This is a genomic window from Streptomyces sp. CB02009, assembly GCF_001905825.1.
Taxonomy (GTDB): Bacteria; Actinomycetota; Actinomycetes; order Streptomycetales; family Streptomycetaceae; genus Streptomyces.
Map to the genome: position 1 here is coordinate 31785 of NZ_LIVV01000010.1, position 19702 is coordinate 51486.

18 protein-coding genes and 1 riboswitch are annotated in these 19702 nt (G+C 71.3%); of the genes, 13 read left to right on the forward strand and 5 right to left on the reverse strand.

Going from position 1 to position 19702, the window contains the following annotated elements:
• The first annotated feature begins 85 nt into the window (after positions 1–85).
• Positions 86–1342: a L,D-transpeptidase gene (locus AMK27_RS32895; protein WP_073916674.1), complete on the forward strand. Its 1257-nt coding sequence runs from the start codon at positions 86–88 to the stop codon at positions 1340–1342.
• A gap of 163 nt (positions 1343–1505) precedes the next feature.
• On the opposite strand, the gene AMK27_RS32900 is transcribed toward AMK27_RS32895, so the two are convergent.
• Positions 1506–1907, reverse strand: coding sequence for a hypothetical protein (locus AMK27_RS32900; RefSeq protein ID WP_073916676.1), 402 nt, complete (start codon positions 1905–1907; stop codon positions 1506–1508).
• A 202-nt stretch (positions 1908–2109) separates the two neighbouring features.
• Between AMK27_RS32900 and ctaE the strand changes: the two genes are divergently transcribed.
• The 6 genes from ctaE (at position 2110) to AMK27_RS32930 (ending at position 9372) form a co-directional block, all read left to right on the forward strand.
• Positions 2110–2730 carry an aa3-type cytochrome oxidase subunit III gene (gene ctaE / locus AMK27_RS32905; protein WP_030314378.1) on the forward strand — a complete coding sequence of 207 codons (621 nt, stop codon included), beginning with the start codon at positions 2110–2112 and terminating at the stop codon, positions 2728–2730.
• A 74-nt stretch (positions 2731–2804) separates the two neighbouring features.
• Positions 2805–3614, forward strand: a complete 810-nt coding sequence (gene qcrC / locus AMK27_RS32910) for a cytochrome bc1 complex diheme cytochrome c subunit (RefSeq protein WP_073916677.1) — start codon at positions 2805–2807, stop codon at positions 3612–3614.
• On the forward strand, positions 3611–4663 hold the full coding sequence (gene qcrA / locus AMK27_RS32915; protein WP_073916679.1) for a cytochrome bc1 complex Rieske iron-sulfur subunit: 1053 nt from the start codon (positions 3611–3613) through the stop codon (positions 4661–4663). The genes qcrC and qcrA overlap by 4 nt, the downstream gene beginning before the upstream one ends.
• Positions 4660–6282 carry a cytochrome bc1 complex cytochrome b subunit gene (gene qcrB, locus AMK27_RS32920; RefSeq protein ID WP_073916680.1) on the forward strand — a complete coding sequence of 541 codons (1623 nt, stop codon included), beginning with the start codon at positions 4660–4662 and terminating at the stop codon, positions 6280–6282. The genes qcrA and qcrB overlap by 4 nt, the downstream gene beginning before the upstream one ends.
• Before the next feature lie 131 nt (positions 6283–6413).
• The gene (gene trpD, locus AMK27_RS32925; RefSeq protein WP_073916682.1) at positions 6414–7478 is read left to right on the forward strand and encodes an anthranilate phosphoribosyltransferase; all 1065 of its coding nucleotides are present in this window, start codon (positions 6414–6416) and stop codon (positions 7476–7478) included.
• A 90-nt stretch (positions 7479–7568) separates the two neighbouring features.
• Positions 7569–7685, forward strand: a riboswitch (SAM riboswitch).
• A 253-nt stretch (positions 7686–7938) separates the two neighbouring features.
• Positions 7939–9372, forward strand: a complete 1434-nt coding sequence (locus tag AMK27_RS32930) for an aminotransferase class V-fold PLP-dependent enzyme (protein ID WP_241847676.1) — start codon at positions 7939–7941, stop codon at positions 9370–9372.
• Between the two features lie 71 nt (positions 9373–9443).
• Here AMK27_RS32930 and AMK27_RS32935 read toward each other — a convergent pair whose 3' ends face one another.
• Positions 9444–9725, reverse strand: coding sequence for an Lrp/AsnC family transcriptional regulator (locus tag AMK27_RS32935; RefSeq protein WP_015033007.1), 282 nt, complete (start codon positions 9723–9725; stop codon positions 9444–9446).
• The gene (locus AMK27_RS32940; protein WP_073916683.1) at positions 9722–10465 is read right to left on the reverse strand and encodes a rhomboid family intramembrane serine protease; all 744 of its coding nucleotides are present in this window, start codon (positions 10463–10465) and stop codon (positions 9722–9724) included. The genes AMK27_RS32935 and AMK27_RS32940 overlap by 4 nt, the downstream gene beginning before the upstream one ends.
• A 157-nt stretch (positions 10466–10622) precedes the next feature.
• Between AMK27_RS32940 and AMK27_RS32945 the strand changes: the two genes are divergently transcribed.
• The 5 genes from AMK27_RS32945 (at position 10623) to AMK27_RS32965 (ending at position 16124) form a co-directional block, all read left to right on the forward strand.
• Complete coding sequence (locus AMK27_RS32945; protein WP_030314394.1) at positions 10623–10865, forward strand: hypothetical protein; 243 nt, start codon at positions 10623–10625, stop codon at positions 10863–10865.
• Between the two features lie 33 nt (positions 10866–10898).
• A complete protein-coding gene (locus AMK27_RS32950; protein WP_073916686.1) occupies positions 10899–12263 on the forward strand; it encodes an NYN domain-containing protein in 1365 nt (454 codons plus the stop codon).
• A gap of 267 nt (positions 12264–12530) precedes the next feature.
• A complete protein-coding gene (locus AMK27_RS32955; protein WP_073917347.1) occupies positions 12531–13580 on the forward strand; it encodes a C40 family peptidase in 1050 nt (349 codons plus the stop codon).
• 200 nt (positions 13581–13780) lie between these two features.
• Positions 13781–14791, forward strand: coding sequence for a C40 family peptidase (locus tag AMK27_RS32960; protein ID WP_073916689.1), 1011 nt, complete (start codon positions 13781–13783; stop codon positions 14789–14791).
• Between the two features lie 103 nt (positions 14792–14894).
• Positions 14895–16124, forward strand: coding sequence for a hypothetical protein (locus tag AMK27_RS32965; protein ID WP_073916691.1), 1230 nt, complete (start codon positions 14895–14897; stop codon positions 16122–16124).
• Positions 16125–16140: 16 nt separating this feature from the next.
• Here the strand turns inward: AMK27_RS32965 and AMK27_RS32970 are convergent, their stop codons facing one another.
• Positions 16141–16686: a PadR family transcriptional regulator gene (locus AMK27_RS32970; RefSeq protein WP_073916693.1), complete on the reverse strand. Its 546-nt coding sequence runs from the start codon at positions 16684–16686 to the stop codon at positions 16141–16143.
• Between AMK27_RS32970 and AMK27_RS32975 the strand changes: the two genes are divergently transcribed.
• A complete protein-coding gene (locus AMK27_RS32975; protein ID WP_274535757.1) occupies positions 16670–18223 on the forward strand; it encodes an MATE family efflux transporter in 1554 nt (517 codons plus the stop codon). The genes AMK27_RS32970 and AMK27_RS32975 overlap by 17 nt on opposite strands.
• On the opposite strand, the gene AMK27_RS32980 is transcribed toward AMK27_RS32975, so the two are convergent.
• Positions 18189–19655, reverse strand: a complete 1467-nt coding sequence (locus AMK27_RS32980; protein WP_079188666.1) for a DUF2079 domain-containing protein — start codon at positions 19653–19655, stop codon at positions 18189–18191. The two genes, AMK27_RS32975 and AMK27_RS32980, sit on opposite strands and share 35 nt — an antisense overlap.
• Between the last annotated feature and the right edge of the window lie 47 nt (positions 19656–19702).

The window sequence follows — 19702 nt, forward strand, 5'->3', positions numbered from 1 at the left end:
CGGACACTTCGTCACCGAAGTGTCCGGGCCCCTCTTTTGCAGCACTCGGCGCGCTGGGAGCGAGGATTGTCCTTAGCGTGAAGTCATGAACGACACGCCGCGCATTCGGACTGTTCTGAGTTGCACTCTTCTGGCCGTCACCGTGACCGCAGCCGCCTCGGCGTGCGCGGGCTCCGACGACCACCCGCTGTCGGCGAGGGCGTATGACGCGGCGGACCAGCTCGCGGTCAGCGCCCCCGGGGACGGCACCAAGGCGGACCCCGAGAAGCCGCTGGAGGTCACGGCCAAGGGCGACGACGGCAGGATCACCGACGTCACCGCCATCGACGCCTCCGGCCACCACCTGGCGGGCGAACTCACCGCGGACGGGCAGCGCTGGCGCTCCACGGCCGCTCTGGCGGCCGGCGCCCGCTACACGGTCCGCGTCGCCACCGAGGACGAGGACGGCGCTCCAGGGGCCCGTACGTTCACGTTCGAGACGGCCCCGGCCAAGCGGGCGCTGACCGCGACCTTCGGCCCGGAGGCGGGCACGTACGGCGTCGGACAGCCCATCACGGCCGACCTCAGCCTCCCTGTCAAGGACCGCAAGGCCCGTGCCGTCGTCGAACGGGCGCTCAAGGTCCGCTCCACACCGGCCGTCGAGGGCGCCTGGTACTGGGTGGACGACAAGAAGCTGCACTTCCGCCCGAAGGAGTACTGGCCGGCCGGCGCGAGCGTCACGGTCACCGGCAACCTGGACGGCCTCAAGGTCGGCGACAAGCTCTACGGCGGCGCGTCCAAGGCGCTGAAGCTCACGATCGGCGACCGGATCGAGGCCGTCGCGGACGCCGGGTCGCACTACATGACCGTGCGGCGCAACGGAGAAGTGATCAATACCATTCCGGTGACCACCGGAAAGCCGGGCTTCTCCACCCGAAACGGGATCAAAGTGATCCTCGGCAAGGAGTACTACGTCCGGATGCGGGGCACCAGCATCGGCATCGCGGAGGGCAGCTCCGAGTCGTACGACCTGCCGGTCTACTACGCCACCCGGGTCACCTGGAGCGGTGAGTACGTCCACGCCGCGCCCTGGTCGGTCGGCTCGCAGGGCGTGGCGAACGTCAGCCACGGCTGTGTCGGCATGTCGACGGGGAACGCGGCCTGGTTCTACGAGACCGTGCGCGCCGGCGACATCGTCCGGGTCGTCAACAGCTACGGCGACACGATGGACACCTTCGGCAACGGCTTCGGCGACTGGAACCTGCCGTGGGCCAAGTGGCGTGAGGGCAGCGCCCTGGTGGAGGCCGCCGGCAACCCGGTGGCCCCCACGGAGAAGGCCCGCCTCAGGCCACTCCCTCTCTAGGGCTCGGTTCTCCCCCTCGCTTCGCTGGGGGGACCCCCACCGGGGCGCCGAAGCCGGGCTCACAGGGCCGACCGTGCTCGACCTGCTCGTTCCTCGCAGGCCTCCGCGCGCTCGGCCCTGTTCCCCCGGTGCGCCCCTTCGGCTCACTCGCCGCGTGCGGCGACTACGCGTCGATCGACAGGCGCGAGCGGATCAGGGAGGCCAGGGACGCCGCGAACTCGACCGGTTCCACCGGAAGGGTGACCGCGGCGTCCGCGCGGCTCCAGGTGGCCAGCCAGGCGTCCTGAGGGCGGCCGATGAGCAGCAGCACCGGGGGGCAGTGGAAGATCTCGTCCTTGATCTGCCGGCAGACGCCCATGCCGCCCGCGGGAACCGCCTCGCCGTCCAGGACGCACACGTCGATGCCGCCCTCGTCCAGGCGCTTCAGCACCGCCGGCAGCGTCGCGCACTCCACGAACTCCACCGGGGGGACGTCCGACGCGGGCCTGCGCCCGGCCGCCAGCCGTACCTGCTCGCGGGTGTTCGCGTCGTCGCTGTAGACCAGGACCGTGGCACTCGACTGCATCGTTCCTCCGGCTGGGAAGGCGGGTGGGTCGTCGTCGACCGATGCGCGGATGCTACTCCGGTCCACACCCCGTCAACACCCGTTCAACACCTGTTCGAAGGGTGCCGGGAGGCCCGCGCACTGGGCCGTTCGGGCTGGACACACCCCTCTGACACTCCGAACGGCACCCCCCGGAGTGAGGGCGGGATAAGCGACCGACATAATGTCGGTCGTGGCGACAGTAACGACAGTAGAAACAGGGCACGCGCACCCGTCGGTCAATCGACCGAACCTCACCAGCGTCGGAACCATCATCTGGTTGAGCTCCGAGCTGATGTTCTTCGCGGCCCTCTTCGCGATGTACTTCACCCTTCGATCGGTGATGGGCGCCGAGTACTGGACGGAAAAGGCAGACGCCTTGAACTTCCCGTTCTCGGCGACGAACACCACGATCCTGGTGCTCTCCTCGCTCACCTGCCAGCTCGGCGTCTTCGCCGCCGAGCGGGGCGACGTGAAGAAGCTCCGGTCGTGGTTCATCATCACGTTCGTGATGGGTTCGATCTTCATCGGCGGACAGGTCTTCGAATACACCGAGCTGGTGAAGCACGAGGGCCTCTCGCTCTCGTCGGACCCGTACGGCTCCGTGTTCTACCTGACCACCGGCTTCCACGGCCTGCACGTGACGGGCGGTCTCATCGCCTTCCTGCTGGTCCTCGGCCGGACGTACGCCGCCAAGAGGTTCACTCACGAGCAGGCAACCGCCGCCATCGTCGTGTCCTACTACTGGCACTTCGTCGATGTCGTCTGGATCGGCCTCTTCGCCACGATCTACATGATCAAGTAGTCGGCGCCGCCGACACGGCGGACCGAGACATCCAGCAAGCATCGACGCAGAAGATCCTGACACCGGGGTAATCCGTGAAAAAGCTCTCCGCACGACGACGCCATCCGCTGGCGGCGGTCGTCGTCCTCCTACTCGCGCTGGCGGCCACTGGGGGGCTGTACGCCGCGTTCGCGCCCGCGGGCACGGCGAAGGCCGATGAAACCGCCCAGTCCCTCGCCATCGAGGAGGGCAAGAAGCTCTACACCGTCGGCTGCGCCAGCTGCCACGGAACCGGGGGTCAGGGCACCACTGACGGCCCCTCCCTCGTCGGCGTCGGTTCGGCGGCCGTCGACTTCCAGGTCGGCACGGGCCGTATGCCGGCCCAGCAGCCGGGCGCCCAGGTCCCGAAGAAGAAGACCATCTACTCGCAGGCTGAGATCGATCAGCTCGCGGCGTACGTGGCCTCTCTCGGTGCCGGCCCGATCACGCCGACCGAGGGCCAGTACAGCCCTGACGGTGCCGACATCGCCAAGGGTGGCGAGCTGTTCCGCACCAACTGTGCCCAGTGCCACAACTTCACCGGTGAGGGTGGCGCGCTGACCTACGGCAAGTACGCCCCGAACCTCGAAGGCGTGAGCCCGAAGCACCTCTACGAGGCCATGCAGACCGGCCCGCAGAACATGCCTTCCTTCCCGGACACGACCATGCCGGAGAAGGAGAAGAAGGACATCATCGCGTACGTCCAGGCCGTCAACGGCGACAAGGCCGACAGCCCGGGCGGTCTCTCGCTCGGTGGCCTCGGCCCCGTCTCCGAGGGCCTGTTCGCCTGGGTCTTCGGCCTGGGCGCGCTGATCGCAGTTGCCATCTGGGTCGCGGCCCACACCGCTAAGGCCAAGAAGTCATGAGTAGCCAAGAGATTCCAGAAGAGAACCTGCCGGCAGGGCAGGACACCGCGCACGGCGCGGTGAAGGTCGCCGACGACCCGTTCGCCGACCCGGGCCTCCCGCCCCACAAGCCCCGCATCCAGGACATCGACGAGCGGGCCGCGCGTCGGTCCGAGCGCGCGGTGGCGTTCATGTTCACGCTGTCGATGCTGGCCACGATCGGCTTCATCGCCTCGTACGTGATCTTCCCGGTCGACAAGATCGTGTACATCTGGCCCTTCGGCCGGGTGTCCGCGCTCAACTTCGCCCTGGGCTGGACGCTGGGTCTCGCGCTCTTCTTCATCGGCGCGGGCGCGGTCCACTGGGCCCGCACCCTGATGTCCGACGTCGAGATCGCGGACGAGCGTCACCCGATCGCGGCCGACGCGGAGACCAAGGCGAAGGTCATGTCGGACTTCGCGGCCGGTGCCGCCGAGTCGGGCATGGGCCGTCGCAAGCTCATCCGCAACACGATGTTCGGCGCGCTGTCGCTCGTTCCGCTCTCCGGCATCGTGCTGCTGCGTGACATGGGCCCGCTGCCCGAGAAGAAGCTCCGGACCACGATGTGGGCCAAGGGTCTTCAGCTCATCAACATGAACACGCACGAGCCGCTGCGTCCCGAGGACGTCGCGGTCGGTTCGCTGACCTTCGCGATGCCCGAGGGCCTCTCGGAGCACGACCACCACTTCCAGACCGAGATCGCCAAGGCCGCCCTGATGATCGTCCGGATCCAGCCGGAGGACATCAAGGACAAGCGCGAGCTCGAGTGGTCGCACGAGGGCATCGTCGCGTTCTCGAAGATCTGCACCCACGTGGGCTGCCCGATCTCCCTGTACGAGCAGCAGACGCACCACGTCCTCTGCCCGTGCCACCAGTCCACCTTCGACCTCTCCGACGGCGCCCGCGTCATCTTCGGCCCGGCCGGTCACGCCCTCCCGCAGCTGCGGATCGGCGTGAACGACAAGGGCTTCCTGGAGGCGCTCGGCGACTTCGACGAGCCCGTCGGTCCGTCCTTCTGGGAGCGCGGATGAGCACCGTGACCGATTCGAAGAAGGCACCCGCCGGTGAGCGGGTCGCCGACTGGGCCGACGGACGCCTGGGTATCTACACCCTGGCCAAGTCCAACATGCGGAAGATCTTCCCGGACCACTGGTCCTTCATGCTGGGTGAGATCTGCCTCTACAGCTTCCTCATCATCATCCTGACGGGCGTCTATCTGACGATGTTCTTCCACCCGTCGATGAACGAGGTGGAGTACGTCGGACCGTACGTCCCGCTCCAGGGACAGCTGATGTCCGAGGCGTTCAACTCGACGATGCACATCTCGTTCGAGGTCCGCGGCGGTCTGCTCATCCGGCAGATCCACCACTGGGCGGCGCTGATCTTCCTCGCCGGCATGTTCGTGCACATGATGCGCGTGTTCTTCACGGGCGCGTTCCGCAAGCCGCGTGAGATCAACTGGCTGTTCGGCTTCCTGCTGTTCTTCCTGGGCATGTTCACCGGCTTCACCGGCTACTCGCTCCCGGACGACCTGCTCTCCGGCACCGGTGTCCGCTTCATGCAGGGCGCGATCCTGTCCGTCCCGGTCATCGGCACCTACCTGTCGATGTTCCTGTTCGGCGGGGAGTTCCCCGGCGGCGACTTCGTGGCCCGGTTCTACTCGGCCCACGTCCTGCTGCTGCCCGGCATCATGCTCGGCCTCGTGGTCGCCCACCTCATCCTGGTGTTCTTCCACAAGCACACGCAGTTCGCCGGCCCCGGCCGCACGAACAAGAACGTCGTGGGCATGCCGCTGCTGCCGGTCTACATGGCCAAGGCCGGAGGCTTCTTCTTCCTGGTCTTCGGTGTCATCGCGGTCATCGCGGCGATCGCCTCGATCAACCCGATCTGGGCCCTCGGCCCGTACCGCCCGGACCAGGTGTCCACCGGCGCCCAGCCCGACTGGTACATGGGCTTCGCCGAGGGTCTGATCCGTGTCATGCCGGGCTGGGAGATCAACCTCTGGGGCCACACGCTCGTGCTGGGCGTGATGATCCCGCTGGCGATCTTCCCGGCGGTCCTCGCGGCCATCGCGGTCTACCCGTTCATCGAGTCCTGGATCACCGGCGACAAGCGCGAGCACCACATCGCGCAGCGCCCGCGCAACGCTCCGACGCGCACCGGCTTCGGTGTCGCCTGGATCACCGCGTACATGATCATGCTCGTGGGTGGTGGAAACGACCTCTGGGCGACCCACTTCCACCTCTCGCTGAACTCGATCACCTGGTTCGTCCGGATCTTCTTCTTCGTCGGACCGGTCATCGCGTTCATCGTCACCAAGCGGATCTGCCTCGGCCTCCAGCGCCGCGACAAGGACAAGGTGCTGCACGGTCGCGAGTCCGGCATCATCAAGCGCCTGCCGCACGGTGAGTTCGTCGAGATCCACGAGCCGCTCAGCCAGGGCGAGCTGCACCGCCTCACCGCGCATGAGCAGTACGACGCGGCGGCGCTTCCGCCGGCCGTCGACGAGAACGGTGTGGAGCGCAAGATCGGGCGCATGGAGAAGCTCCGGGTCAAGCTCAACAAGGGCTACTACGGCGACGACAGCCAGGTCGCCAAGCCCACGGTCGAGGAGTACAAGGAGATCCAGAGCGGCCACGGCCACCACTGATCACCTGACTTCCTGACGTTCGACACGTCGCCACGGCGAGAGCCCCGTCCATTCGATGGACGGGGCTCTTTGCCGTCCCCGGGGGTCGATAGGGTGGAGCCCTAGCCGTTACGGACTGACCAGGAGCTGCCATGAGCGCTGCGACCCCCGCTGGAGGACCTACGTCGGCGGGCCGCTCCTGGCCCGTCGTCCTGGACGGTCTGCTGTCCGGCCGAGACCAGAGCGCGGAGGACACCGCCTGGGCCATGGACCGGATCCTCCGCGGCGAGGCCACCGACGCCCAGATCGCCGGCTTCGTCGTGGCCCTGCGCGCCAAGGGCGAGACCGTCGAGGAGATCACCGGCCTCGTCCGCACCATGTACGAGCACGCGAACACGATCGAGGTGCCCGGCGCCACGGTCGACATCGTCGGCACCGGCGGCGACGGCGCCAAGACCGTCAACATCTCCACCATGTCGGCGATCGTCGTGGCCGGCACCGGCGCCAAGGTCGTCAAGCACGGCAACCGGGCGGCGTCCTCCGCCTCCGGTGCCTCCGACGTCCTGGAGAAGCTCGGCGTCAACTTGGACCTGACCCCGAAGCGGGTCGTCGAGGTCGCCGAGGAGGCCGGGATCACCTTCTGCTTCGCCGTGAAGTTCCATCCGGCGCTGCGCCATGTGGCGATGGCCCGCAAGGAGCTCGGCATCCGGACGGTCTTCAACTTCCTCGGTCCGCTGACCAATCCGGCCCGTGTCCGCTCCCAGGCGACCGGTGTCGCGGACGCCCGGGTGGCCCCCATCGTCGCCGGGGTGCTCGCCGGGCGCGGCTCCTCCGCGCTCGTCTTCCGCGGCGACGACGGCCTCGACGAGCTGACCACCACGGCCACCTCGCGGGTCTGGGTGGTCCGCGACGGTGCGGTCCGGGAGGAGGCCTTCGACCCCCGGGACGTCGGCATCGACCTCGTCCCCGTGGAGGCGCTGCGCGGCGCGGACGCCTCGTACAACGCCGACGTGGCCCGCCGGCTGCTCGCGGGGGAGACCGGTCCGGTACGGGACGCGGTGCTGCTCAACTCGGCGGCGGCGCTGACCGCGCTCGCGCCGGGGACGGGCACCCTGGCGGAGCAGATCCGGGCGGGCATGGAGAAGGCCGCGGAGGCCATCGACTCCGGCGCGGCCCGCCGGGCCCTGGAGCGCTGGGTGGCCGTCAGCAACGCCTGACCCTCCCCGCACGTCGTACGCCCACGACCCCGGTCCACGATGCGGACCGGGGTCTTGCGCTTCGGCGATCATGTGGCAGGATGCTCTTCAGGTCACGAGTGACAGCGTTTTGGCCCCGGCTTGCTGTCCGGCAACCCTCCGTCCGTGGCGGGGTGCCCCGGGTGATGACCAGGCCGTAGGCAGCGAGGTCTACGGCAAGCGCGGACCCCTCGAACACCAGGGGTCCTGGTCTCTCGAGGAGCTTTTTCCGTGAGCAAGCGAATGCGATAGGGCGAATACGCCCCTTCTTCACCCTCGGATCATCGGATCAGGGTCGCTTCCGCGTACTCCGTGTACCCCTGAGTCTCCCTGCGCACCAGTGCACCCGTGTCTTCCGAGGCATCTCACCCGTACCCCGCCGCCCCCGGCCGCGTACGGGATCACCGAAGCCATTCCGCACCGCCCGCCGGGAGATACCGCCATGTCCGCACGCCCTGACGCCGCCGTCGCCACCGTCGAGACCGCCGCCGCCCTGGTCGAGACCGCTTCCGCCGAGACCGCGGCCGAGACCGCCGACCCCTGCTGCGCCGCCCCGCTCCCGGTGCTCGGCCGGGACGTCACCGTCCCGCTCGTCACCGGCGGCGAGGTGACCTACGCGGCGCTCGACTACGCGGCCAGCGCCCCGGCCCTCCAGCGGGTGTGGGACGACGTCGCCGCGTACGCCCCCTACTACGGCAGCGTCCACCGCGGTGCCGGGTACCTCTCCCAGCTCTCCACCGACCTCTTCGAGAACAGCCGGGTCACGGTCGCCGAGTTCCTCGACTGCCGCCCCGGCGACCAGGTCGTCTTCACCCGCTCCACCACCGACTCGCTCAACCTGCTCGCCGCCACGCTGCCGGCCGACTGCCAGGTCTTCGTCTTCGAGACCGAGCACCACGCCTCGCTGCTGCCCTGGCGGGACGCCCGCGTCACCTACCTCAACGCGCCGCGCACCCCTGAGCAGGCCGTCGCCACGCTGGAGCGGGCGCTCGCCGACCGCGACCCCTACGGCCCCGCCCTCGTCTGCGTCACCGGCGCCTCCAACGTGACCGGCGAGCTGTGGCCGGTGAAGGAGCTGGCCGCGGCCGCGCACGCCCACGGCGCCCGGATCGTGCTCGACGCGGCCCAGCTCGCGCCCCACCACCCGGTCTCCGTCCAGGAGCTCGACGTGGACTGGATCGCCTTCTCCGGGCACAAGCTGTACGCGCCCTTCGGCTCCGGCGTCCTCGCGGGCCGCGCCGACTGGCTGCAGGACTCCGAGCCCTACCTCGCGGGCGGCGGCGCCTCCCGCAAGGTGGCCCGCCGGGCCGACGGCGGGGTGGACGTGGAGTGGCACACCACCGCGGCCCGCCACGAGGCCGGTTCCCCGAACGTCATCGGCGTCTACTCCATCGCCTCCGCCTGCAAGGCGCTCACCGAGGCCGGCTTCGACGGACTCGTCGAGCGGGAGCGGCACCTGATCGCGAAGGTCCGGGAGGGGCTCGCCGAGGTCCCCGAGGTCCGGGTGCTCTCGCTGTTCGGCGACGACGCGCCGCGCGTCGGCGTCATCTCCTTCGTCGTGGAGGGCTGGAACAGCTCCCACTTCGCCGCCGCGCTCTCCGCCGAGTACGGCATCGGCGTCCGCGACGGTCTCTTCTGCGCCCACCCGCTGGTCCGCACGCTGCTCGGCAGCGACCCGCAGGACCCGGGCGAGTGCGGCGCCCCCGAGGCGGCCCCGGGGGAGCGGTCGCTCAACGCCATCCGGGTGAGCTTCGGCGCCGGTACGCCGGACGAGCACGTGGAGCGGTTCGTCGGCGCCGTGAAGGAGCTCGTCCGCGACGGCGCGCAGTGGAAGTACCGCACCGAGGACGGCCGCTGCGTCCCGGACCGCGGCTGATCAGTCACTCGTACGGGTGAAGGGGGCCTCCCGAGTGGGAGGCCCCCTTCAGCCGTGCCGTGAACGAGGTCTCAGGACTCCAGACCGATGGCGAAGGCCGCCTCCAGATCGTGCTGGGAGTACGTGCGGAAGGCGACGTGCGTGTCCGTGGCCTCGACGCCCGGGATCTTGCTGATGCTGCCGGGGATGACGTCCGCCAGGTCGTCGTGGCGGGGCACGCGCACCATGGCGATGAGGTCGTAGGTGCCGGTCACCGAGAAGACCTCGCTGACGCTGTCGAGCCCGGCGATCGACTCGGCGATCTCGGGGATGCGGTCCACGCTGGTCTTGATGAGCACGATCGCGGTGATCACGGCTGGCTTTCTCCCTCGGTCGCCGCGGTTGGGGCTTTCACTCTATCCCCACCCCGGTAGCGCCCCCAGGCGTAGAGGAAGCCGACGGAGAAGCCCACCACGTGGGCCAGATAGGCGACGCCGGGACCCGCGCCCGCCGCCCGCGCCGCCAGCCACTGGAGCACGAACCAGAAGATCAGCACGATCCAGGCCGGGAAGCGCAGCGGCAGGAAGAAGAGGAAGGGGAAGAGACTGGTGACCCGGGAGCGCGGGAAGAGGAAGAGAAAGGCCCCGAGCACCCCGGAGATCGCCCCGGACGCCCCGACCAGGGTCTGCTCGCTGTTCGCGTGCGCCACCGCGTACCCGAGCAGGGCGAGGTAGCCCGTGCCCAGGTAGAAGAGGGCGAACTCGACGGGACCCATGCGCTCCTCGGCCATCGCCCCGAAGACGTACAGGAACAGCATGTTTCCCAGCAGGTGGAGCCAGCTGCCGTGGACGAAGAGCGCGGTCAGCGGGGTGAGCAGGGCGCGGGGCTCGCCGCTCATCAGCTCGGCGGGGACGACCCCCCAGCGCCGGAAGTACTCGCCCTGCGCCGCCAGGAGCTCGTCCCCCGTGCCGTACACCGGGTTGAGGCCGGAGACGGGGCCGATCACGAAGAGCACGCAGCAGGCGGCGATCAGTCCGTACGTCACGGTGGGGCCGTTGAGGGCGCCCCGCCAGGCCCCCGGGACGGCACGGGCCGCGCCTCGCCAGTCGATCATGGACAGATCATGGCGTACCGGGGCCGAACTGGACAGAGTGCCTCGCCGTGCCCCGGGGTACCGGCGAGGCCGTAGGGTACGGGCAGTACGACCGCAGTTCGACGGCGCACCGCGGCTCCCGCACCTGGTACCACGCAACAGGAAGAAGGACGGCACGATGACGACGGTTCCCCTGCCGACCGCCGACACCCGGTGGCGCTGCACGCTCTGCGGCAACCTGACCCGATTCGACGTGACGCGCTCCTCCAAGGTCGTGGAGTACGTCCATCTGGACCTCGCGGGAGACCCGACGGTCGAGGAGCGGCAGGTGGTCAGTGAGACCATCGAGTCGGTCCGCTGCCGCTGGTGCAACGCGGTGGACCAGATCGAACTGGTGGACAGGCCGGGCGCCGCCTCCTGAGGGACGGCGCGGACGACATAGGGGTGACGGATCGTGGAGCAGCCCGCGCACGGTGGAGAGCCGGCCGGCGCGGCAGGTGACGCTGCCGAGACGCTCGACCACCCACTGCCGGAAGGCGTACGGCGGCGGGTCGTCGCGCTGGTCGCCGACGCCTTCGGCGGGCTGACCGTCGCGGAGCTGCCCGCACCCCTGAGGCAGTACGCCCGGTTCACCGCGAGCCGGCGCGCCAAGTTCGCCGGGAACGCCATGGCGGCGGCCCTGGAGAGCGACCCGCTGTTCCGGCAGCGGATCGGCGAGCGCTTCAAGCAGGGCCAGCCCGAGCTGGCCGGAGCCGTCGAGACCGGCACCCCGCCGGCCGCGGCCGACCCCGTCGACGTGGCGGCCGCGGCCTATGTGCTGCGCCCGCCGGGCTGGGTCAAGCTGGTGGCCGCCGCGGGCGAGGAGGCCCTGCGCGTCGACGCCGAGCGGGCCGACGAGGCGGGCCGGCGCGAGCTGGAACGGCTGCGCGAGGAACTCGCCGCCGCCCGGGACCGCTCGCGCGGCGAGACCGAGCAGTTGCGGCACGACCTGGAGGCGGCCAGGAAGGAAGCGGAATCGCTTCACCGCAAGCTGCGCAGCGCCCAGAGCGACGTGAAGCGCGGCGAGGCCGCGCTGCGCCGCGTCCAGGGCGAGATCGACGCCGCGAAGGCGGAGGCGGCCGCCCAGGTGTCGTCCGCCGAGAGCGAGAGCCGGCGGCTCAAGGCCCGGCTCGGCGAGGTCGAGGCCGCCCTGGAGGCGAGCCGCAGAACGGCCCGCGAGGGGCGCTCGGTGGAGGACATGCGGCTGCGGCTGCTGCTCGACACCGTGCTCGACGCCGCCCAGGGGCTGCGCCGCGAACTCGCGCTGCCTCCCGTGTCGGTGCACCCGGCCGACACCGTGGACGCGGTGGAGCCGGGGCGGATGTCCCCGAAGGACATCGCGGCGCGGGCGCTCTCCGAGACCGACCCGGCGCTGCTCGACCAGCTCCTGGCGCTGCCGCAGGCCCATCTGGTCGTCGACGGCTACAACGTCACCAAGACCGGTTATCCCACGATGCCGTTGGAGAAGCAGCGGCTGCGGCTGCTGGGCAGCCTGTCGGCCCTCGCGGCCCGCTCGGGCGCCGAGGTCACCTGCGTCTTCGACGGGGCGGAGCTGGCGGCCCCGGTGCTCCTCGCGCCGCCGCGCGGGGTGCGGGTGCTGTTCTCCAAGCCCGGCGTGACCGCCGACGAGTTGATCCGCCAACTGGTGCGGGCCGAGCCGCCGGGCCGGCCGGTCGTGGTGGTCTCCACCGACCGCGAGGTGGCCGACGGGGTGGCGAAGGCCGGGGCGCGCCCCGTGGCGTCCGCCTTGCTGCTGAAGCGGCTTTCGCGGCTTTCCTGATGCATCGCCGCACATCACAACTGTTGTGTCATATGCCCGGATTCTGGAGGGCGGACCGTCAAGTGCCCATCACTGGCTGTGTGCTGCGTGTAAATTAAGTGGTCGCTGAGCGATATTTTTGCCAGTGGGATTTGAACTGATCACAACTTGGTCACTAGGGTCGGGGCTCGAACCTTCGCGCGGTTGATCACCCATCCGGGGTGGCGGCGGAGGAACCGCCTGCCCGTGACCGGTTGGGCGGCTCTGAGGAAGAAGGAGCTCGCCTTCGTGGCGTCCCACCGTCGACCCAAGCAGCCGAGCCGCATGCGCGTGACCGTACTCACCGCGACCGCGGCCGCCGCCGTAGCGCTCACCGCCCAGACGGGCGCCCAGGCGGCCCCCGCCAAGCCCACGATCGACGAGGTCAAGTCGAAGGTCGACAAGCTGCACCACGAGGCCGAGGAGGCCACGGAGCAGTACAACCTCGCCGAGGAGCGCCGCGGCAAGCTGCAGCAGGAGATCGGCAACCTCCAGGACAAGGTGGCCCGGGGCCAGCAGGAGCTCAACACCCTGCGCGACCAGATCGGTTCGGTCGCCAGCGCCCAGTACCGCTCCGGCGGCATCGACCCGGCCCTCCAGCTCTTCCTCTCCGCCGACCCGGACACCTACCTCGACAAGGCGTCCGCGATCGACCAGCTCGGCGCCCAGCAGGCCGACGTCCTCTCCTCGATCCAGGCCAAGCAGCGGAGCCTCGCGCAGCAGCGCGCCGAGGCCACCACGAAGCTCGAGGACCTCCAGGACGTCCGCAAGACGCTCGGCGAGAAGAAGAAGAAGTTCCAGGGCAAGCTGGCCGAGGCCCGCAAGCTCCTCAACACGCTGACCGAGGCCGAGCGGGCCAAGATGCGCCAGCAGGAGCAGGAGCAGGCACAGCGTGCCAGCCGCGCCGCCGGCGAGCGGATCGACCTCGGCAACGAGGCCCCCGCCTCCGGCTTCGGTGCCGCCGCGCTGAGCGCCGCCGCCACCCGCGTCGGCATGCCGTACGCCTCCGGCCACGAGGGCCCCAACTCGTTCGACTGCTCCGGTCTGACCCAGTGGGCCTACGGCAAGGCCGGCGTCAACCTCACCCGCACCACGTACACCCAGCAGAACGACGGTACGAAGATCGGCCGCAGCCAGCTCAAGCCGGGCGACCTGGTCTTCTTCAACGGCCTGTCGCACGTCGGTCTGTACGCGGGCAACAACACGGTCCTGCACGCCCCGTACTCGGGCGTCAACGTCCGCTACGAGTCCATGAACACGCTGGGCTCCTTCCAGTTCGGTGTCCGCATCGGCGGCTGACCCGCCCCGACGCGACCCGCGCAGCCGTACCGCCCAATCGGGTGGTTCGCCGCGACGCGAGCTGACCTGACGCCCCGCCGGTGACCTGTGATCTCCGGCGGGGCGTCACTTTGCGTGCCCGGCGCCTTCGTTGGACGCGGACTGATCAACGGCTACTGTCTGCCGCGCCAGTCAGCGTCGAGCCGAACGGAGCGCGATTCGTGGCGTCCCACCGCCGACCCGCCAGGGTCACCGTCCTCACCGCCGCCGCGGCCACCGCCGCGGCGACCCTCGGGGCCGTCCCCGCGAGCGCCGAGCCCGGTGCCGGGGCCGCGGCCACCCGTGCCACGGTGGACCGCCTCTTCGAGGAGGCCGAGCAGGCCACCGAGGGCTACCACCGGGCGGACGAGAAGGCGGACGCGCTGCGCCGGACGGTCTCCCAGGCCCAGGACAGCCTCGCCCGGGGCCAGGAGCGCATCAACCACATGCGGGGCGCGCTCGGTTCGGTCGCCGGCGCCCAGTACCGCTCCGGCGGCATCGACCCCGCCCTCGCCCTGCTGCTCTCCTCCGACCCGGACACCTACCTCGACCGGGCCTCCGCCCTCGACCGGATCACGGCCCGCCAGGGAGCCGCGCTCGGCGAGCTCCGGCGGGAGCAGCGCCGGCTGAGCCAGCAGCGGTCCGAGGCCCGCACGGCCCTGGCCGAGCTGGAGCGCAGCCGGGCCGAGGTCGCCCGCCACAAGCGCGTCGTCGAGGGCAAGCTCGCCGAGGCCCGCAGGGTCCTCGCCCGCCTCACCGTCGAGGAGCGCGCCGACTTCGACCGGGCCTCCCGGTCCGGCGGACGCGCGGAGGAGCTGCCGCCGATGGCCGAGGCGGCCCCGGGCTCCTCCCGGGCCGCCGCCGCGGTGATCGCCGCCCGCAGCGCGGTCGGCAAGCCCTATGTGTGGGGGGCGACCGGGCCCTCCGGCTTCGACTGCTCGGGCCTGATGGTCTGGTCGTACGGGAAGGCCGGCATCAGCCTGCCGCGGACCTCGTCCGCGCAGCGGTACGCGGGCCGGCAGGTGCCGCTCTCGCAGGCGCAGCCCGGTGACCTCGTCACGTACCGCGGCGACGCGAGCCATGTGGGGATCTACGCCGGCAACGGCCAGGTCATCCACGCCCCCTACCCGGGCGCGCGGGTCCGCTACGACCCGGTGAACATGATGTCGCACGTGACGGTGACCCGGGTCTGAGGCGGGTCAGGGCCGGTCCCGGGGCGGATCCGGACCTGCCGCGAGCCCGGGCCGGGGCCGTACCGGAAGCAGTTCCCGCCGGTCCGACCGTACGATCGGAGGCGTGTCAGGTCAGGGGTGTGGAGCGCGGAGGCCGGTGACGGCCTGCCTGACGGCCCTGCTGCTCCTCCTCGCGGGGCTCGTCGGCTGCGGCGCGTCCGCCGACCGGCCCGCCGACACGGCCGCCCGGGAGATACAGGCGCTCCTCGACCGGCACGCCAGGGCGCTCCTCGACCGCGACCGGCCCGGCTACCTGGCCGCCGTCGACCCCGCGTACGCCCCGACCGCCCTCACCGTGTTCCGGCGCCTCGCGACGGTGCCCGTCGACGGCTGGACCTACCGGCTCACCGGGGTCGACCGCACGGCCGACGACCGCGCCACCGTCCGCGCCGACCTCGGCTACCGGCTCAAGGGCCATGACAGGCGGCCCGCCACCGGCGGCCGGGTCCTCGACCTGGCCGAGCGGGACGGACGCTGGTACGTGACCGGCGACCGTCCGGCACCGGGCGCGCCCCGGCACCTCTGGGAGCAGGGCGACGTGACGACCGTCCGGGGCGCCCGCTCGCTCGTCCTCGGCGTCGGCCAGAAGCCCGAGCGGCTCCGGGAGATCGCCGCGGCGGCCGACCGCGCCGTGCCGGTCGTCTCCGCCGCGTGGCCCTCCGGGTGGGCCCGTGACGTGGTGGTCCTCGTGCCCGGGTCGCTGGCGGGGATGGGCGAGCTCCTCGGGGCGCCGGGGAGCTCCTACCGGGGCATCGCCGCCGTCACCACGGGGGAGACCCGGGGCGGCGCGGACGCCCCCGCGGACCGGGTGATCGTGAACCCGGAGGCGTACGGGGTCCTGGGGGAGTTCGGCCGGCAGCTCGTCCTCACCCACGAGACCGTCCACGTCGCCACCCGGGCCGCCACCACCCCGTCGACCCCGGTCTGGCTCTCCGAGGGCTTCGCCGACTGGGTCGCCTACCGGGACGCCGACCGCACCGCCGCCCAGGCCGCCCCCGAGCTGGGCCGCGCGGTCCGGGCGGGCCAGCTGCCGGCCCGGCTCCCGGACGACCCCGCCTTCTCCTTCGGCGCGGACGCGGAGTCGCTGGCCAGGGCGTACGAGGGCGGCTGGCTGGCCTGCGAGCTGGTCGCGGACCGCTGGGGCGACGCGAAGCTGACCGACTTCTACCGGGCGGTGGGCGCGCACCCGGGCCGGGAGGGCGCCGTGGAGAAGGCCCTCCAGGAGGTGCTCGGCACCACCCCGGAGGAGTTCACCGCCGACTGGCGGGAGTACCTGGTGAAGCGGCTGGGGTAGGCGCTGTGCGGCGGGTTCAGGGGCGGGCCGGGGGCTCCCCGTCCTCGAGTTCGGCCAGGGCCTCCGTCAGCCAGGCCTTCTCGGCCGTACCCGTCGCGCGGGCGATCCGCAGCATGCCCCGGCGGAAGAGGTCCGGCTCCCGCTCGGCGACGACCGGGGCGCCGTCCTCGTAGAAGAAGCTGGCCGGGGTGTTCAGGAACTCCTGGCGGCGGCGCAGCACGGCCGCCTGGTCCGCCCGGTCGGGCAGATGGCCGAGGAAGGACAGGAGCGTGAAGAAGCGCTGGCCGTCGGTGATCTCGGTGTCCTTGGGGGCGCGCAGCCGGGCGAGCAGCTCCCGGCGTCCGTCGGCGGTGAGCGAGAGGGTCCGGCGCGGGGCCGCGCTCGCGCCCGGTTCCGTCCGGCTGTCCACCAGGCCGTTCTTCACCAGGCGGGTGATCGCCGGGTAGAGCGCGCCGTCGCTGACGGGGCGGACATGGCCGCTGAGGCCGTGGATGCGCTCCTTCAGCTCGTAGCCGTGCAGGGGCTTCTCGTACAGGAAGCCCAGGATCGACAGCTCCAGCACCGGGCGCCCTCCTTCGCTCGCGTCGTCCGTGCTTGTCGGCGGACCGGGGGCCATGCTACCTCTTCTCGATGTACCTCGATTCGAGGTACGTAGATGCATCGAGAAGAGGGGACTCGTGTCCATGTCCGCGCACCGCCGCACGCTCGTCCGGCTCGCCCGCCCGGTCTATCTGGAACTCCTCGCCGGCGTCGCCGCCGGCGTCATCAACGTCATCTGGGTCGCCCGGCTCGGCGGGGACGCCGTGGCCGCCGTCGCGGTCGCCACCAACGTCGAGAACCTGCTCCTCGGTGTCGTCCTCGTGGCCGGCTCCGGCACCACCGTGCTCGTCGCCCGCGCCCGGGGCGCCGACGACCCGGCCGCCGTCCGCGCCGCCGTCCGCGGCGGGGCCGCCCTCGGTGCCCTGCTCGTGCCGCCCGTGGCCGTCGGCGGGTACCTGCTGCGCGAACCGCTCGCCGCCCTGCTGCTCGGCGGCCGGGACCACCCCGCCCACGCCCTGGCCACCGCCTACTTCGCCGTCTCGCTCCCCGGCACCGCCGTCTTCTTCGCCGTCACCGTCCTCGACGGGATCCTCAAGGGCGCGGGCGACACCCGCACCCCGATGCGGCTCGCCTTCCTCGCCAACGGGCTGATCCTGGTCCTCGACCCGCTGCTCATCCAGGCGTACGGGGTGCGGGGCGCCGCCCTCGCGACCGTCACCGGCCGGGCCGTCGCGCTCGCCGCGGGGCTGCTCGTGCTCCGCCGCGAGCCGCTGGTCAGGGCCGCCCGCGCGGTCCGCCCGGCCGAGCGGACCGCCGCCGCCCTGCGCCGTGCCGCCGCAACCGGTCTCCCCATGGGCGTCGACTTCGCGGTCCGGATGGCGGGCGCGCTCGCGCTCGTCTCCGTCGTCGCCCGGCTCGGCGTCACCGAGATCGCCGCCTACGGCATCGCCACCAAGGCGATGTACGTCGCGACCATGGCGTTCTACGCCGTCCGGCAGGCCGCCGCCATCCACAGCGCGCATCTGCTCGGCAGCGCGGCGGGGGCGGAGCGGGGACCCTCCCGGCCGCTCGGGCACCCGGCGGGGACCGACGCGAGCCTCGACGAGCGGCGGGCCGTCGGGCGCCAGGCCCTGCTGCTCGGGGGCGTCCTGGGCGCGGGCGCCGCCGTGCTGCTGCTCCTCGGCGCGGGGCCCGTCATGCGGATCTTCGGCGCCGGACCCGAGGTGGCGGAGGCGGGCGCCCTCTACCTGCGCTGCCTCGGCCCGCATCTGCTGCTGACCGGCGGGTTCATCGCGCTCGCCGGGGTCTTCGAGGGCACCGGCGCAAGCCCGTACCTCGCCCGGATCACGCTCGCGGGCGTCCTGGTCCAGCTGCCGCTCGCCCACGCTCTCTCGGGGTTCGGGCTGCCCGGGATCTGCCTGGCCATGGCCCTCGCGACGGCGGCCCAGTGCGCGGGTCTCGGCCTGCTGTACCGCCGCACCCTCGGCGACGCCCGCGGGCGGGGCCGGCGCGGACCGGCGCGGTCTACCGGGCCGTCTTCCCGTCGTCGGCCAGCCTGAGCAGGGTGATGCCGTCCCGCGCCTCGACGACCCGGTATCCGGGCAGCGCCGGGTCGGCCGATTCCAGGGCCTTGCCGGTCGCGCACTCCGGGTCGGAGTTGTCGGCGGCGTCGTAGATCAGCCACTCGGGTCGCTCCTTCGGGGGGAAGGAGCGCGGGAACAGGCACACCTCGCTGACGGAGGCCCGGTCGGCGAGCTGGGCGGCCAGGCGGTTCGAGGCGGCCACGGTCGCGCCGTCGGGGATCTTCCCGAGGAGTTCGTCCGAGGTCCTGACGTAGGCGGAGTCGCTCCAGGTCCGCGGCAGCACGACCTCGTGCAGGGGGTGGGTGAACAGCGTGACGCCCGTGGCCACCGCGCCGACGGCGCAGGCCTGCCGGAGCCTCCGCGCGCTCACGCCGTTCGCGGCCGCGTGGACGGCGGCGGCGAAGGCGATGGGCATGAGGACGGCGCTGTAATGGAAGTCCATTCCCCAGTAGAACGGGTTCGATCCCGTGAAGCGCCAGGCCAGCGTCGGCAGTGCGATCAGCAGGAGCGGTGACCGGAGGGCCAGGAAGCCGGTCGGGGCGACGATCATGAGGAGCGTCAGCCACTTCACCGGGGGCCAGAGGGCGCCGGCTGCCTGCGCCAGCATGCCGACCTCTTCGGCGGTCCCGGGCGGCAGATAGGCGAACTGCCCGAGGGGATTGAAGTACGGGAGGATCACCAGCATCTCCAGCGCCGTGGCGCCGGCCCCGAAGGCGGCGACGGCGAGCCCCGTCATCCGCGGCCCCTTCCACGCCGCATAGGCGCCGATCGCGGCGACCGTGAGCCCCAGGTCCTCCTTGACCAGGACCAGCGGCAGGGACCAGAGGGCCGCCGCGCGCCAGTTCTTCCGGCCGGCGGCGCAGAGCGAGAGAGACAGCAGCGGCACCGCGAAGGAGACTTCGTGGAAGTCGAAAGAGATGAGCGCGGCAATTCCCCAGGAAGCGCCGTAGGAGATTCCGACCCAATAGCCGAATTTCCGCCCCCTCGCTTCGCCCGCCCATTTCATCAGGGGAACTATGGAGAACGCCACGAGGGCCGCCTGGCACACCAGCAGCGTATAGCTGGACGGGAATACCTTGTAGGCCGGGGCGAGGAGCGCGAGGATCGGATGGAAATGATCCCCGAGTGTGTTGTACGCGGGCCCCTTGAGGTCGGAGTAGGGGGCGGAGAACTCGGCGTAGGACCGTACGATCTGGGTGAAGATGCCCAGGTCGTACCCCGTGGTGAGGTTCGCCGCATGACGCCGTGCCGACAGGAGGAGATAAAGGAGGAAGAAACTTCCGGAAACCAGGAGGAGATACTTCCCCGATATACCGGCCGGAGCTTTCGGCGCATCCTCCGCCGCGGCCCCTCCGCCGCTCTTCCCGTGCCGCTGAAGCGTGTCGACCGAGAGAATCGAGTTGTTCATGTCAGCAGAAGAACCTAACGGGAAGGCAAAGGTGCCCCAGGGTAGCA

Bases quoted from the DNA above. Each gene is read 5' to 3' on its own strand.
- AMK27_RS32895 (WP_073916674.1), top strand. From the start codon at position 86: ATGAACGACACGCCGCGCATTCGGACTGTTCTGAGTTGCACTCTTCTG.
- AMK27_RS32900 (WP_073916676.1), bottom strand. From the start codon at position 1,907: ATGCAGTCGAGTGCCACGGTCCTGGTCTACAGCGACGACGCGAACACC.
- ctaE (WP_030314378.1), top strand. From the start codon at position 2,110: ATGTCGGTCGTGGCGACAGTAACGACAGTAGAAACAGGGCACGCGCAC.
- qcrA (WP_073916679.1), top strand. From the start codon at position 3,611: ATGAGTAGCCAAGAGATTCCAGAAGAGAACCTGCCGGCAGGGCAGGAC.
- qcrB (WP_073916680.1), top strand. From the start codon at position 4,660: ATGAGCACCGTGACCGATTCGAAGAAGGCACCCGCCGGTGAGCGGGTC.
- trpD (WP_073916682.1), top strand. From the start codon at position 6,414: ATGAGCGCTGCGACCCCCGCTGGAGGACCTACGTCGGCGGGCCGCTCC.
- AMK27_RS32930 (WP_241847676.1), top strand. From the start codon at position 7,939: ATGTCCGCACGCCCTGACGCCGCCGTCGCCACCGTCGAGACCGCCGCC.
- AMK27_RS32940 (WP_073916683.1), bottom strand. From the start codon at position 10,465: ATGATCGACTGGCGAGGCGCGGCCCGTGCCGTCCCGGGGGCCTGGCGG.
- AMK27_RS32945 (WP_030314394.1), top strand. From the start codon at position 10,623: ATGACGACGGTTCCCCTGCCGACCGCCGACACCCGGTGGCGCTGCACG.
- AMK27_RS32980 (WP_079188666.1), bottom strand. From the start codon at position 19,655: ATGAACAACTCGATTCTCTCGGTCGACACGCTTCAGCGGCACGGGAAG.